A 14,981-nucleotide genomic window follows, 5' to 3' on the forward strand; every position below is an offset into this window, starting at 1 on the left:
TAAAAGCCGGCTACTAGCGTTCCCGCCATCTTTGAACAATCCGGGCCGAGACCCGGCGGATCATATTTTATCCCCTGGGGGAGCAGATGTCGCGTGCGTTGATTGAAATCGGTAATTGCAATGTAGACCTCGAGCTGCGGCCGATCGAACCGTCCTGGATCATTGAAGGCAATCCGGTGTCGCGCTCGCACATCCTATCCACCAGCGCCGATGGCACCGCTTCGACCATCATCTGGGCCTGCACCGAAGGCCGCTTCAACTGGTACTACGACATCGACGAGACGATCATGATCATGGAAGGGTCGATCGTGCTCGAAAGCGACGGGATGCCGCCGAAGCGCTATGGCCCGGGCGACGTCATCTTCTTCCGCGACGGCGCGCACGCCAAATGGCATGTCGAAGGCCACGTCAAGAAGATCGCTTTCTGCCGCAAGACCAATCCCGTGATGATCGGCTTCCTGATCCGGGTCGTCAACAAGCTCAAGAAGATCTTCGTCTCCACCGGCGAGCGCCGTCCGGCCTCGCTGATGGGCGCTAATTAGAGTTCAAACAGTTCTACGACGCTTCCCAGCGGTCACGACGGAACAGGGGCCGGGATCAACATCCCGGCCCCTGTTCTCGTCATGACAGCAAGCCTTTTTAAGGCAAATCGAGCCGGTAGAAATTTCTCGCGGTCTGCGAGAACAACGCCGTCTTCTCGGTCTCGCTCAAGGGCGCCGCGATACGCTTGAAGGCGTTGAAGATCACCTGGTAGCTGCACTGGCCCTTGTCGGGCGGGAAATTGCTCTCGAACATCGCGCGCTTGGGTCCAAACGCCTCGATGCAGGTTTCGACGTAAGGCCGCCACGCCGCGGCAAGCTGCTCGGATGACGGCGGCCTCTCGCGCAAATGGAAGTCGTAGCCGAGCAGGCACATCGCGAGCCCGCCGAGCTTCACCATCACGTTCTCGCATTTGGCGATCTCCTGGATCGAGGCGCGCCATTGCGGAAACACCTCCTCGCGTCGCCCGGCAAAGCGGCCGATTCCGGCCGGTCCGCCGCAATGGTCGAGCACGATCCTGATGTCGGGAAATGCGCGGGCGAGCTCGGTCAGCTCGCCGATCTGCGGATGGAACAGCCAGGCGTCGAAGCTCAGGTTCAGCGGCGCCAGACAGGCGAAGCCCTTGCGGAAGGCCGGGTCCTGCAGCAATCCCTGCGGCCGGCTCGCATACATGCCGGCGACAGCAGGATCCTGGTCCCAGGCCGAGGAATGCCGGATGCCGCGGAAGCGACCGTTGCCCGCCGCGATCTCGGCCTCCAGCACCGGTTTTGCGGCATCGCCGAGCAGCAGATTGACGTGGCTGACGATGCCGGCGCAGATCGCGGCCCTGCCGTAGCCGCCGCTGGCGCTCATCGCGGCGACGCCGTTGGCGAACTCGACCTCACCGACCGGCCGGAACGCCTCGGGTCCGTGCGCGCGATACATCGAGCGGCAGTCGACATAGACGGTCGCGATGACGTTGTGGCCTGAGGCGACATCGGCCGCCATCTCCTCGATCAGGTAGCGGTGCCCGCGATCCCAGAGATGGTGATGGGGATCGACGATCGGCCGCGCGGGATCGATGATCTCCTCCTGATGCAGCGCGAGCCAGTCCTCGCGCGGCTCGACGAATAGCCCGCTCGTGTTGGCGGGCAGACCGCTTGCAGCCATCGGCGTGCACTCCCTTTACGTACGCTTCTTGTTTGGGGAGCCTAGCACCTCGTCCTCGCACGCAGCAGCGCGCGTTGCGCAACCGCACCCGTCATCGCGGGCACAGCGGCGCCGTCGTCATCCCTTGCGCCGCTTCGCCCTCACATCGACCATCAGCCGCCAATCGGTTGCGCTGGTCGGCTTGACCTCGCCGAGCCAGTGGAAGAAATCCTCGGTGATCTCCGTGAAACTCCAGCGCGTCAGGTCGCCGGCTTCGGTCGTGCCTTCCTGCACGATGTCGGCATCGCGTGGACGGCCGATCTGCTGGCGGAATATGCAGCGGCCAGGATCGAACCAGGAAATCCGCCATGCATCGATGGTCGGATCGTAGACCCGCAGCGTCGTGCCGTACCAATTGCCGGCGATCGGCAAGGCCGGGCTGCCGGCCGGGCGCGGAATGATCCAGACGTCCTGGACGGCGCGGCCCTCCAGCACCCAGCCAAAATGGATTTCGCCGGGCGCGGTGTGTTTCGTTCCATCGGGGCCATGGGCAGTGATCTCGGCGTCCCAATCGCCGACGAAGCGGCCGTAAAGCTGGAGCGCCGCCGCGTGCTCGGGGTTCGGTCCGTCCGCGTGCAATAATCTCGCAAAATCGGTCATGTCGATCTCCTGTTGCGAAGAGATCAGCACGACCGGCGGGCAGCCGACTTGGAGAAAATTGCGCGTCACACGCCGTCGAGGATGATCACGGTCGGCTTCGACGGCAACGCATCCCGGGACATCCGGAAACTTCGCTCCATGCGCTGGTCGATCTCGAACTGTTGGCCGATGCGTTGCATGAAATCGTCGAGCGGGGTGGCGAAGCGGTGCATCGGCAGCACGACCGAGGCGCGCAGCCGTTTGGTGATCTCGGAGACGCCGTCGAGCGACATGGTGTAGGTGCCGTCGATCGGCACCATCACGATGTCGAGCCGTCCGATCTGGGCAAAGTGGCTGTCGTCGAGCTTGTGGTGGAGATGGCCGAGATGGCCGATGCAGAGGCCGGCCACCTCGAAGATGAAGATCGAATTGCCGTCGCGGATCATGTCGGCGCCGGAATCGTCGCCGAAATAGCGGCGGATGTCGGTGGTGACATTGCGGATGAAGGTGTCGCCGATGCGCTCCGACACGATGGCCGGCTTGCCGTCCTCGCCCCAGCCATGCAGCACACGAGGAATGCGCTTGTCGGGATATAGAGAATAGTGCGTGCTGTGGGCCCGGTTCATGGTGACGACATCGGGCAGCCGGCCCACCTGGTAGGCCCCGCTATAGTCGGTGGCGATGCGCAAGCCGCCGGGCGTGTCGATGAAATAGGTGGAATGGCCGGCATAGGTAATCTCGACCTCGGGCGCGGCCGCCGCCTGCCTGAACGCGACCGACATGAGGCGCGGCGCCGCATTCGCCATCGCCAGGCATTCGCTGCGTTGTGGCTGTTGGGCGAGGGCAGGCGAGAGGAATGCGCCGAACAGCGCCAGAGCCGCCGAAACCAGTCGTCGCATGAATCCATCCCCGATGACTTCAGGGGAAAGTCTAGCTTGCAATGCAGCGCGTGGCCAACGACGCGCGATCAACAGCGCGTCAGTGTCGCACCCTCACGCCGGCCCTTTATCGGGCTGAACTTCCAGGTGATGGCGACGAGGCCCGCGGTGATCAGGCCGCTGACGAGACCGACGATGGGCAGCGTGAGCACCAGCGCGGCGCTGGCAGCCCAGCCGATCGAGGAGAACGCCTCGGCGAAGGTCGCAAGCCGCGACGAGGTCTGGCGGCGGCGGAATTGGCTGCGCCGGGCCTGCACCCGGAACCAGAGCTGAATTGCGGTCGCGGAGGCCGCGCTGACGATGACCGCACCGGCGCTGACCGCGGCCTGGAACGCCGAGGCGAAAGCTACCGCCGCGATCAGCGGGCAGAAGATCACGGCGATCGCGATCAGCACCACCTCGATCTTGGCGCGGATGACGCTGGACGGCGTCAGCGGCGCGGTTGCAACCAGGTCGGGCGCGTCCTCGCCCGAGATCGTCAGCCAGGCAAGCCCGCCGGCGAGTTGTCCCGCCGCCATGACGATGACGGGCGTGATCAGCGTCAGCGCCGCGGAGCTGTCGGCAAAGTTGCGCCAGAGCAGCAACGCCGGCGGCACCAGATAGAGCAGCTGCATCAGCGTCTGCGAGATCAGCCAGGGATCGCGCCAGAGCAGCGAAAATTCCTTGCGCCGCAGGGCATGCTGCCGCGATCCGCCGCGGAACGGGCGCTCCTTCGCGCTGCGACGGCCGGACGCGGCATAGGCGGCGGCATCGATCGCCGTGTCCGCAAAGCGGCCCGAGAAGATTGCCATGACGCTTCCGAGCAGCACGAGCCCGAGCGCCAGGAGCAGCAGCAGCGCTTCGGCGTCGCCCATCGCCGCCCGCGCCGGCCACCACCAGATGCTATCGGCATCGGGCGCGTAGTTGGCGATCGTGCCCGAGGTCAGGATGGTGAAGCGCGACAGCGTGCCGTAGGATATGATTGCGGCCACCTGGAGCGCGATCACGAAGCCCGCGCCGATGATGGCGGCGAGGATCTGGGCGACGAACCGTGTCCGCGCCGGACCGATCAGGCGGAACAGCAGGATGGTGACGGCGATCGCGATCGCTGCGGCCGACAGGCCCATCGCGACGACGACGCCGAACGCTGCGAGCCAGCGCGCGCCGCCCCCGAATACGAGCACGTCGATGAAGGGCGTCGAGAACAGCAGCGCCATCACCGTGATGGCTAGCGCGATCGCAGCGATGCGCACCGAGAACAGATTGGCCAGCGTCGCGGGTGAGGACATGATGAGGTCGAGATCGGCGCGTGCGTAAAACACCCGGGTCACCGATTCGATCGCCTGCGACAGCATCAGCGTCCAGGCGAGAAAAATCGTCGCCGAGATCACGATCAGCGAGGATTTGTCGAGCGGCAATTGCAGGTCGGCGAAGCGGCCGATCACCGCCCAGGCCGGCACGTGCAGGAGGGCCGCGAAGAACAGCAGGCCGATCACCGCGGCACGCGTTCGTTTGCGCCGCCCGCCGGTCATCATGGCGAGCCATTCGCGCCAGGCGAGCCGGAGCTCGTGGCGGGCGAACCAGGACAGCGCGGTGGCCGAGCTCATGCGGCTTCCTGGAGCGTCACCAGCGCGATGAAGAGATCTTCCAGACTGGTATCGGCGTGCCCGTTTTGCTGGCGCAGCTCGGTCAACGTGCCCTCGGCAACCAGGCGGCCGGCTGCGATCACGCCGATGCGGTCGGCCATGCGTTCGGCGACCTCGAGGATATGCGTGGTCATGATGACGGTGCAGCCGGCGCGGACGCGCTCGCTGAGGAGTCCCTTGACATGGCGGGCGGAGACGGCGTCCAGTCCCGTCAGCGGCTCGTCGAGGATGATGAGGCGGGGATCGTGCACCAGTGCGCCGGCGAGGGCGACCTTCTGGCGCATGCCCTTGGAAAAACCCTCGCAGCGTTCGTGCCGGTGCGGTTCGAGCCCGAGCGAGTTCAGGAGCTCCGCGGCAACCGGTTCCGAGGCCGATGGTGCGATGCCCCACAGACCGGCCACGAATTCGAGATATTCGAGCGGCGTGAGCTTGTCGTAGATCATGGGTTCGTCGGAGACCCATGCCATCACCTGCTTGGCGGCGACGGGATTTTGGAGCGCATCGACGCCGAAGATGGAGACCGTGCCGGCATCGGGCCGTAAAAGGCCTGCAACCATGCGCAAAGTGGTGGTCTTGCCGGCGCCGTTGGGGCCGACCAGCGCATAGAATTCGCCGGCATGGATGGTGAGATCGAGGTTATCGACCGCCAGACGGTCAAAACACTTCGTTAACCCCAGGACTTCGAGCGCCGAGTCGTCCCGCTTCATCACGGCCACACCTTGCGGTTTTGCATCGCTCGCGACCATGCCCCGAAGATGTTTCGGCACCGTGAATCGCGCTGCCGTAAATTCCGTCATCCGGATTGGACTAATGGCAAGTCACCGTTTGTTGACAGCGCTTGGCGGTTCAGGCTGAATTGGCGAAGGGACGAATGGCGCGAGCGCAGCGAAACGACTGCGTAGCGACTGAACACAAGATGCGGCAAGGCGGTCATGAAGAACCGCCAGTTGTATCGGGAGGATGCGCGACGATGCTGGATTTCGTTCAGCAGCTGGTCAGCGGTGTTGCGCTCGGCTGCGTCTACGGCCTGATCGCACTCGGCTTCGTGCTTGTCTACAAGGCCACCGAGGTCGTCAATTTTGCCCAGGGCGATCTGATGATGCTGGGCGGCTTCTTTGCCTTCACCTTCATCGGCATGATGGGGCTGAACTACTGGGTCGGCTTTGCCGGCGCGGTGGCGGCGATGGCGCTGTTCGGCATGCTGGCCGAGCGCGTGGTGGTGCGGCCGATCCTCGGCTATCCGCAATTCTCCATCATCATGGCCACCATCGGGCTCGGCTATTTCCTGCGCTCGGTCTCCGGCATGATCTGGGGCACCGACGATTTCAAGATCGACACGCCGTTCAGCCAGGGCGTGCTGCGCATCGGTTCGCTGGTGCTCGCCCATGACAAGCTCTCGGTAATCGCGGCGACGGTCATCCTCTGCGCGCTGCTCTGGCTGTTCTTCAACAAGACCACGCTCGGCACCGCGATGCGCGCCAGTTCCGAGAACATGCTGGCCGCCTATTACATGGGCATCCCGGTCAAGCGCGTGGTGTCGATCGTGTGGGCGATCAGCGCGGCGGTTGCGACCTGCGCCGGCGTGCTGCTGGCGCCGATCACCTTCATCCATTCCAATGTCGGTCTGGTGCTGGGCCTGAAGGCGTTTCCGGCCGCCGTGCTCGGCGGCTTCGGCTCGATCCCCGGCGCCGTCGTCGGCGGCGTCCTGATCGGCGTCATCGAGAGCATGGCCGGCTTCTATCTGGCAGAGGGCTGGAAGGACGTAGCGCCCTACATCGTGCTGCTCGCCGTGCTCTTGCTCAAGCCCGAAGGCCTGTTCGGCCTTCACGTCCGCAAGAAGGTCTGAACGCATGCGCTTCCTGTTCAAGACCGACTACGAGGACGACATCAGGCTGTTTCCGCATTCGGGCTATTACGTCTCCTACGGTCTCCTGCTGGCCGTGCTGCTGATCGCGCCCTATGTGCTCTCCAGCTATCTGATGAGCCAGCTCGTATTCGTCTGCATCTATGCGACCGTCGGCGTGGCGCTGTTGATCTTGACGGGTTTCACTGGGCAGGCCTCGCTCGGGCATGCGGCGTTTCTCGCGATCGGTGCGTATACGGCGGCCTATTTGCAGAAATATGGTGTGCCGTTTCCGGTCTACTTTCTCGCCGCCGGGCTCCTGACCGGGCTGATCGGTGCGCTGGTCGGCTTCCCCGCGCTGCGGCTGCAAGGCATCTATCTCGTCATTGCCACCATCTCCTTCGCCTTCATCGTCGAGGAGATTCTGGCGCGCTGGGAGAGCGTCACCAACGGCAACGAGGGCATGCGAATCAAGGCGGTGTCGCTGTTTGGGGTCACAGTCTCGCGCGACAGCCCGACCTTCTATTTCCTCTGCCTCGCCGTGCTGGTGCTGACCATCGTCGGCACGCTCAATTTGCTGCGTTCGCCGACCGGGCGCGCCTTCGTCGCGATCCGCGACAGCGAGACCGCGGCGCGCAGCATGGGCGTCAATGTCGCGCTGTACAAGGTGAAGTCCTTTGCGATCTCCGCGGCGATCACCGGCTTCGCCGGCGTCCTGTTCGCGCACAAGCTCTCGTTCATCTCGCCGGAGATGTTCACGCTCCAGCTCTCGATCGAGTTCATCATCGTAATCCTGATCGGCGGCACCTTCAGCCTGCACGGCGCGGTGCTGGGTGCGATCTTCATCGTGATGATTGATCCGTTCCTGACCTATCTCAAGGACGACCTGCCCGGCATCATCGCCGGCATTGCAGCGACCTTCGGAGCGGGCACGCAAACCGCAGCCAATGTCCAGTCCAAGGTCGCGGCCTTTGCCTCGCTCAACGGCCTGAAAGGCGCGATCTACGGCATCATCATCGTATTGTTCGTGCTGTTCGAGCCGCTCGGGCTTTACGGCCGCTGGCTCAAGATCAAACTCTTCTTCCAGCTGTTCCCGCTCTACAAGCGCGCTACCTTCAAGCGGCAGAAGATCTACGTGAAGTCGGAGCGCAACCGATGAGCTATTTTCGCGCCGAGAGTTTGTCGCTGCATTTCGGCGGGCTGAAGGCCGTCGATGCGGTGTCGTTCGCGGTCGAGAGGGGCGAGATCCTCTCGATCATCGGGCCGAACGGCGCCGGCAAGAGTTCGATTTTCAACCTGATTTCGCGGATCTACCGGCCGACCTCGGGCCGCATCTTCTTCGAGGATCAGGACATCACGGAGCAGCCGCCCCATGACATCGCAAGGCTCGGCATCGCCCGCACGTTCCAGAACATCGAGCTGTTCGAGAACGCGACGGTGTTGTCGAACCTGCTGGTCGGCCGCCACCGGCATTCGACCACGCAGCTTTGGCAGGAGCTGTTGTTTCTGCCAGGCGTACGCGCCGACGAGAAGCTGCATCGACGCAGGGTCGAGCAGGTCATCGAATTCCTCGATCTCGAGCCCTACCGCGACAAGCTGATCTCGGGTCTGCCTTACGGCGTGCGCAAGGTGATCGAGCTGGCGCGCGCGCTGTGCTCGGAGCCGAAGCTGATCCTGCTCGACGAACCGTCCTCGGGCCTCAACGTGGAGGAGACCGACGACATGTCGTTCTGGATCCGCGACCTGAAGAGCGAGCTCGGCGTCACCGTGCTCATGGTCGAGCACGACATGTCGCTGGTCAACCGCGTCTCCGACCGCGTCATCGCGCTGAACTACGGCAGGGTGCTGGCGATGGGCTCGCCTGCCGAAGTGCAAGAGCATCCCGATGTCGTCGCCGCCTATCTGGGAGCCTGACGCAATGGATGCCGTGATGACGCCGGACATCATCCTGAAACTCTCCAACATCGAGAGCTATTACGGGCCGATCATGGCGATCCGCGGCATCTCGCTCGAAGTGCCGCGCGGCCGCATCGTCACGCTGCTGGGTGCCAACGGCGCCGGCAAGACCACGGTGCTGAAGACGATCTCGGGCATTCTCGACCCGCAGAAGGGCGCCATCGAGTTCATGGGCAAGTCGATCCAGCGTATGGAGGCGGACAGGATCGTGCGGCTGGGCCTCAGCCACGTGCCGGAGGGACGCGAGGTGTTCCCGTTCCTCTCCGTGCGCGAGAACCTGATGATGGGCGCCTATCCGCGCAAGGATCGTAACGGCGTCGCGGACGATCTGGAGCGCGTCTACGGCTATTTCCCGCGGTTGAAGGAGCGCATCAACCAGCCGGCCGGACAGCTTTCCGGCGGCGAGCAGCAGATGCTCGCGATCGGCCGCGCGCTGATGAACCGGCCGACGCTGTTGCTGCTCGACGAGCCCTCGCTCGGACTGTCGCCGATCCTGGTGAAGGAGATCTTCGCCATCATCCGCCGGGTCAACGAGGAGCAGGGCATGTCGATCCTGCTGGTCGAGCAGAACGCAAAGGTGGCGCTGGAGACGGCGCACTATGGCTATGTGCTGGAGATCGGCCGGATCGTCATGAACGACAGCTGCGACCGCTTGATGCATTCGAAGGACATCCAGGAATTCTACCTTGGCGCCAAGGAAGCCGGCGCACGAGGCGAGCGGCGCTGGAAAAAGAAGAAGACTTGGCGCTAAGGAATTGAAGGAAGACTTTGAATTGAAGGAAGACTTGGCGCTGAAGGAAGACTTGGCGTTAGATCTGGAGACCCGTCCGCAACACTAGACCGCCGGCAAGGCAGGCAGCGGAGGGGAGCGCGAAGGAGGAGACGTGCATGGCCCGACCGGCGGTGCTGACGGTCGCAGATACGATCGCGAAGAGCTTTTTGCGCGCCGCGGAGACGCGGGGCGACAGGCCGGCTATACGCGAGAAGAAATTCGGGATCTGGCAGCCGACCAGCTGGCGCGAATGGCTGGAGATCTCGAAGGAGGTTGCCTACGCTCTGCACGCCATCGGCTTCAGGCCCGGCGACGTCGCTTCCATCATCGCCAACGCCGTGCCGGAATGGGTCCATGTCGACATGGGCATTCTGTGCGCCGGCGGCGTCTCTTCCGGGATCTATCCGACCGATGCCTCATCCCAGGTCGAATATCTCGTCAACGATTCCCGGACCAAAGTGATCTTCGCCGAGGACGAGGAGCAGCTCGACAAAATCCTGGCCTGCCGCGCACGCTGTCCGTCTCTGCGAAAGATCATCGTGTTCGACATGGAGGGGCTCAGCGGCTTCTCCGACGACATGGTGATGTCGCTCGACGAGTTCCGCGCGCTCGGGCGCAACCACATGGCCGGCCGCGAGGCGCTGTGGCAGGAGATGGTCGACAGTCGCAGCGCGAGCGACCTCGCGGTCCTCGTCTATACGTCCGGCACCACGGGTCCGCCCAAGGGCGCCATGCACGCCAACCGCAGCGTCACGCACCAGATGCGGCACGCCAACGATTTCATTCCGGCGCGCGAGGATGAGGACCGGCTGATCTTCCTGCCGCTCTGCCACGTCGCCGAACGGATCGGCGGCTATTACATCTCGGTCGCGCTCGGCTCGGTGATGAATTTTGCCGAGAGTCCGGAGACCGTGCCGGACAATCTGCGCGAGGTGCAGCCGACCATCTTCCTCGCGGTGCCGCGCATCTGGGAAAAATTCTATTCCGCCATCACCATCGCGCTGAAGGACGCGACCCCGCTGCAGCGATGGGTCTACCGGCGCGCCATCGACGTCGGCTATCGCATGGTCGATTACAGGATCGAAGGGAAACCGCCGCCGCTGTCGTTGCGGATCGCGAACGGCATCGCTTATCGGCTCGCATTCCGCAACATTCGCCGCATGATCGGGCTCGACCGATGCCTCATCGCCTTCACCGGCGCGGCGCCGATCGCACCGGAGCTGATCCGCTGGTTTCTCGCTCTCGGCATCGACATCCACGAGGTCTACGGCCAAACCGAGAATTGCGGCGTCGCCACCATGATGCCGACGGAGCGGATCAAGCTCGGCTCGGTCGGCAAGGCGGTGTCCTGGGGCGAGGTCGCGCTGTCGCCCGAGGGGGAGATCCTGATCAGGGGCGACTTCCTGTTCATGGGCTATCTGAACCAGCCGGAGAGGACAGCTGAGACCATCGACCATCGTGGCTGGCTGCACACCGGCGACGTCGGCACCATCGACAATGAGGGCTTCGTCCGCATCACCGACCGGATGAAGGACATCATCATCACCTCCGGCGGCAAGAACGTCACGCCGTCCGAGATCGAGAATCAGCTGAAATTCTCGCCCTACATCTCGGACTCCGTGGTGATCGGCGACAAGCGGCCATACCTCACCTGCCTCGTGATGATCGACCAGGAGAATGTCGAGAAATACGCGCAAGACCACGACATCCCCTTCACCAATTATGCCAGCCTGTGCCGCGCGACAGAGATCCAGGACCTGATCTGGCGCGAGATCGAAGCGGTCAACGCCAATTTCGCCCGTGTCGAGACCATCAAGAGATTCTATCTGATCGAACGCCAGCTCACTCCGGAGGACGAGGAGCTGACGCCGACCATGAAACTGAAGCGCGGCTTCGTGAACAAGCGTTACGCCGCCGAAATCGACGCGATGTACCCGGCGCGGGCGGTGGCTTGAACAATCTTGTTTGAACAACAGCGAAGGAGTGATGGCCCCACCCTTCGCACCATAAGGGCCCCAAGGAGAGGAGACGTCAATGTCGAGATCGTTGAGAACGTTCGGCTTTGCGGCAGGCGCGGTGGTGCTCACCTGTTTGCCGGCCGTCGCGCAAACCAAGGTCACCAATGAAGGCATCTCGGCCTCCGAGATCGTCATCGGCACCCATCAAGATTTGTCGGGGCCGATCAAAGGCTGGGGCGTGCCGGTCTCGAACGGCATGAAGATGGCGGTCGAGGAGATCAATGCCGCCGGCGGCGTCCAGGGGCGAAAGATTCGGCTTGTCCTCGAGGACAGCGGCTACGATCCGAAGAAGGCCGTGCTCGCATCGCAGAAGCTGATCGAGCGCGACAAGATCTTCGCGATGGTGGGGGCAATGGGCTCGCCGACCGTCCTGGCGGCGCAGGATATCCTGCTCGACGCCGGCGTGCTTCAGCTGTTCCCGCTGACGGCAGCGGAGTTCACGTTCAAGTTCGATCCCGCCAAGCCGCAGGAGCGGCTGAAGTTCAACAATCTGCTGCCCTATGTCGAGAGCACGCGGGCGGCGCTGAAATACATGATGGAGTGGAAGAACTTCAAGAAGCCCTGCATCATGCATCAGGACGACGAGTACGGGAAGAACGTGCTCGACGGCTTCAACCAGCAGCTCACTGCCATGAAGGTCCAGCCGGCCTCGATCACGAGCTACAAGCGCGGTGCCTCCGACTTTAGCGCGCAGATCGCCAAGATGAAGTCCGACAGCTGCGACCTCGTCGTGCTCGGCGCTGTGCTCCGTGAGCCCATCGGTGCGATGACGGAAGCCAAGAAGCTCGGCTGGGACGTCACCTTCCTCGGCGCGACGCCAACCAACGTGATGGAGGTGCCCATGCTCGGCAAGGAGGCCGTGGAAGGGCTCTACGCGGCGTCCGGATTCGAGATCCCCTACGAGGACACCGCAAAGGGCAAGGTGAAAGATTGGTTGGTCAATTACAAGAAGATGTTCAGCACCGACGCCAACACGCAGGCCATCATCGGCTACAACGCGGTGATGACATTCGCGTTCTACGCCAACAAGGCAGGCAAGGATCTGACCGGCCAGAAGATGCTGGACGCGCTGGAATCGGGCGACAAGTTCCTCGACATCTTCAACTCGCCGCCGACCAAATTCTCCAAGACCGACCACCTCGCCAACACCATCACCCAGGTGCAGCAGGTCAAGGGCGGCCGCTGGGTTCTGGTGAAGGACAATCTGATGTTTTGATCGCTTGCCGCCCGCGCGCTGCACCCTCTCCCCTTGTGGGAGAGGGTGGCTTCGCGTGAGCGAAGCCGGGTGAGGGGTTCTCTCCGGGCGTGAATCTCTCTCGGTAGAACTCGCGGAGACAACCCCTCATCCGGCGCTTCGCGCCACCTTCTCCCGCAAGGGGAGAAGGGAGAAGGGAGAAGGCGCGACACACCGAGATAGAATCTACGATCCCCCGCCCGCGGTGCCTGAATTCACCGGGGCCAACTCGTCTTCCCGGCAGCGCCAGCCATCGGCGGCTTTGACAAACGCAAAAGTGCGCTGGATTCGCAGGCGGCGTGTGACGTTGAAGGCGTCTGCGGAGCGCTCCTTGTTGCCGACACCAGGCTGCGGACGACCCGTTCTGGCGTCCCAGCAGGTGCCCGTGCACGTCGTGGCGATCTTGCTGCAGGTGGCGAAGGGCGCCAGCACGGCCATCTCGATCTCGCCCGTGACCTGCGCCTCCTGCTCGGCCACCTGGCTGTCGAGCGCGTAGACGCGGTTGATGCGGAGGAAGTTGCCGCAGGAATTGGCCGCGTGGATTCGCGCGGCGCAGAAGTCGACGGCATCGGTGTCGGGCGCGCGGGCTGTGACCTGCCGGCCGAACACCTTCTTCGGATCGCCTTTCGCCGCGCCGATCTCGTCGGCCTTGTGCTTCAGATAACCGGCCAGACAGTCCTCCGCAGTCTCGAGCTCCCCGAGCGGCACGTTCTCCTTGCCGACCAGATTGCATTTGCGGTCGCGCTCCCGCGTCCACCGGCCATATTCGGCGAAGGCAAAGCGTGCCGCGGTCGGATCGAGCTTGCGGATCAGGCCGAGGACCTGGCTGTTCAACTCGGTCTCGGCAAGCGCCAACGACGGGTCCGCACAGATCAGCGCGCCCGCGGCGGTGTTGGCCGCGAGACAATCGAAATCCGGATCGCGCACGATCGCGGCGCGCTCATCGGTCACCTTGAGAAGACATGCCTTCACGCGGTCGAAATCGTCGGCGCGGATCGCGGTCTGGCTGACGATGCCGCAACCGAGGTTGCGCTGGCGAATCCAGATCGCGTTCTCCTCGATTCCAGGCAGGCGATCGGGCAGGCGGGCAAGCCGCGCCTCGATTCCCGTGCTCAGCCTCTCGGCGGCGGCGGCGAGCTCGGCATCACCGCAGAACAATTGATTGCCGGGATCGCGGATCTGCTGGCAGTTGTTCCTGGCGAACAGCGGCAGCCTGTCTGCGACGGAGCGGTCGGACGGGCCGGATTGCGCGAAGCTGGATTGCGTGAAACGTGGAGCCGCCGGCAAGGCCAGCAGCGCAAGCATAGTCAGCACGATGAACCGCATTCCAGTCGCCCCCGCATAGCCGCGGGCATGCTAGCGTCCCGGATCGCGCGGCGAAATGGCTTTGTGGGCAAGCCGTACTTTATACTGGTAGCCCGGATGGAGCGCAGCGCAATCCGGGATTCGTGCGACAGGCGGCAGCCCCGGATTTCGCGGAGCCCGTCATCGGGCGGCGCTGTGCGCCGACCCGGTGGCTCCATCCGGGCTGCAAGAAAATCAACGCGCCTCGGCGGCGATCATCGAGAACCGCACGGGTTCGTCGACATATTTCATCACGGCCGACCGGTAGAGCACGAACAGCGGCTGGTAGCTCCGTGCGGCGTCGTCCTCGACCATTGCCATGCGGCGGTTGTCGAGCATCAGCCAGTGGCCGTCGAGCCGTGCAGCGGCAACCGCATGCTCTTCGCCGGCACGGATGTCGCGTACGACAACGATGCGGAGATCTTCGGCGGCAACGCCCGCGAGCTTAAGGGCGGCGAGCTTGGCAATGGCATAGTCCTCGCAATCCCCGGCGCCACGCGCGAAAGTCGCGAGCGGCGAGCTCCAGACGTCGTCAGAGCCATCGTCGGCCGCACGGATGGCGAGGTTAATGGCGCGATTGGTTTCGCCCAGCAGAGCGCGGCCGTCGCGGGCGCGGGCTTGGTCGACGATGGCGAGCAGCTTGAGTGCCGCAGGCGATGCGCAATTGTCCCGGTCGCCGTCGCACAGCGCGAGCTGTACCATGTCATCGTCGAGCCTGGACCTCAACGCGAGCCATTTCTGCTGCAGGCTGCCGGCGGAGATGGCGAAGGCGAACACGCCGAACGGCTCGGCGGATTTGCGCACGAGGACGCCGGCTCCCGGTGACAGCAGCGTGCCAGCGCGAAGCTCGGCGGCCGATCCGAACAGGATCAATCCGCACAGCACAAGGATTGCGCGCCAAGCGCGCGAACGAGCAGCGGTCTCCATCTGACATCCCCTTCCAG

Annotated in this window: 14 protein-coding genes; 7 read left to right on the forward strand and 7 right to left on the reverse strand. The window is 63.9% G+C overall.

All coding sequences use genetic code 11. From position 1 onward, the window contains the following. Positions 1–86 precede the first annotated feature (86 nt). Complete coding sequence (locus tag BRA471DRAFT_RS05180) at positions 87–542, forward strand: cupin domain-containing protein (protein ID WP_007605139.1); 456 nt, start codon at positions 87–89, stop codon at positions 540–542. Positions 543–639: 97 nt separating this feature from the next. Here BRA471DRAFT_RS05180 and BRA471DRAFT_RS05185 read toward each other — a convergent pair whose 3' ends face one another. The 5 genes from BRA471DRAFT_RS05185 to BRA471DRAFT_RS05205 form a co-directional block, all read right to left on the reverse strand. Next, positions 640–1,689 (reverse strand): amidohydrolase, encoded by a 1,050-nt coding sequence (locus BRA471DRAFT_RS05185; RefSeq protein ID WP_007605141.1) that lies wholly within the window; start codon positions 1,687–1,689, stop codon positions 640–642. 117 nt (positions 1,690–1,806) lie between these two features. Further along, positions 1,807–2,328: a hypothetical protein gene (locus BRA471DRAFT_RS05190; RefSeq protein ID WP_007605142.1), complete on the reverse strand. Its 522-nt coding sequence runs from the start codon at positions 2,326–2,328 to the stop codon at positions 1,807–1,809. Positions 2,329–2,393: 65 nt separating this feature from the next. Further along, positions 2,394–3,206, reverse strand: coding sequence for an MBL fold metallo-hydrolase (locus BRA471DRAFT_RS05195; protein ID WP_007605143.1), 813 nt, complete (start codon positions 3,204–3,206; stop codon positions 2,394–2,396). A gap of 68 nt (positions 3,207–3,274) precedes the next feature. Then, complete coding sequence (locus BRA471DRAFT_RS05200; RefSeq protein ID WP_007605144.1) at positions 3,275–4,831, reverse strand: hypothetical protein; 1,557 nt, start codon at positions 4,829–4,831, stop codon at positions 3,275–3,277. Next, positions 4,828–5,577 (reverse strand): ABC transporter ATP-binding protein, encoded by a 750-nt coding sequence (locus BRA471DRAFT_RS05205; RefSeq protein ID WP_007605145.1) that lies wholly within the window; start codon positions 5,575–5,577, stop codon positions 4,828–4,830. The genes BRA471DRAFT_RS05200 and BRA471DRAFT_RS05205 overlap by 4 nt, the downstream gene beginning before the upstream one ends. 263 nt (positions 5,578–5,840) lie before the next feature. On the opposite strand from BRA471DRAFT_RS05205, the gene BRA471DRAFT_RS05210 reads away from it, so the two are divergent. The 6 genes from BRA471DRAFT_RS05210 to BRA471DRAFT_RS05235 all read left to right on the forward strand — a co-directional run bounded on the left by BRA471DRAFT_RS05210 (position 5,841) and on the right by BRA471DRAFT_RS05235 (position 12,675). After that, positions 5,841–6,716, forward strand: coding sequence for a branched-chain amino acid ABC transporter permease (locus BRA471DRAFT_RS05210; RefSeq protein ID WP_007605146.1), 876 nt, complete (start codon positions 5,841–5,843; stop codon positions 6,714–6,716). 4 nt (positions 6,717–6,720) lie between these two features. After that, positions 6,721–7,872 (forward strand): branched-chain amino acid ABC transporter permease, encoded by a 1,152-nt coding sequence (locus BRA471DRAFT_RS05215; RefSeq protein WP_007605147.1) that lies wholly within the window; start codon positions 6,721–6,723, stop codon positions 7,870–7,872. Beyond that, positions 7,869–8,627: an ABC transporter ATP-binding protein gene (locus tag BRA471DRAFT_RS05220; RefSeq protein WP_007605148.1), complete on the forward strand. Its 759-nt coding sequence runs from the start codon at positions 7,869–7,871 to the stop codon at positions 8,625–8,627. The genes BRA471DRAFT_RS05215 and BRA471DRAFT_RS05220 overlap by 4 nt, the downstream gene beginning before the upstream one ends. Before the next feature lie 4 nt (positions 8,628–8,631). Continuing rightward, positions 8,632–9,420, forward strand: a complete 789-nt coding sequence (locus BRA471DRAFT_RS05225) for an ABC transporter ATP-binding protein (RefSeq protein ID WP_007605149.1) — start codon at positions 8,632–8,634, stop codon at positions 9,418–9,420. 137 nt (positions 9,421–9,557) lie between these two features. Then, positions 9,558–11,396 (forward strand): long-chain fatty acid--CoA ligase, encoded by a 1,839-nt coding sequence (locus BRA471DRAFT_RS05230; protein ID WP_007605150.1) that lies wholly within the window; start codon positions 9,558–9,560, stop codon positions 11,394–11,396. A gap of 79 nt (positions 11,397–11,475) precedes the next feature. Continuing rightward, positions 11,476–12,675 (forward strand): ABC transporter substrate-binding protein, encoded by a 1,200-nt coding sequence (locus BRA471DRAFT_RS05235; protein ID WP_007605152.1) that lies wholly within the window; start codon positions 11,476–11,478, stop codon positions 12,673–12,675. A gap of 204 nt (positions 12,676–12,879) precedes the next feature. Here the strand turns inward: BRA471DRAFT_RS05235 and BRA471DRAFT_RS05240 are convergent, their stop codons facing one another. Together BRA471DRAFT_RS05240 and BRA471DRAFT_RS05245 are read right to left on the reverse strand one after the other, a co-directional pair. Then, a complete protein-coding gene (locus tag BRA471DRAFT_RS05240) occupies positions 12,880–14,019 on the reverse strand; it encodes a lysozyme inhibitor LprI family protein (protein WP_007605154.1) in 1,140 nt (379 codons plus the stop codon). A 213-nt stretch (positions 14,020–14,232) separates the two neighbouring features. Beyond that, positions 14,233–14,964 (reverse strand): transglutaminase-like cysteine peptidase, encoded by a 732-nt coding sequence (locus BRA471DRAFT_RS05245; protein ID WP_007605155.1) that lies wholly within the window; start codon positions 14,962–14,964, stop codon positions 14,233–14,235. Between the last annotated feature and the right edge of the window lie 17 nt (positions 14,965–14,981).

The organism is Bradyrhizobium sp. WSM471 (assembly GCF_000244915.1).
Classification (GTDB): Bacteria; Pseudomonadota; Alphaproteobacteria; order Rhizobiales; family Xanthobacteraceae; genus Bradyrhizobium.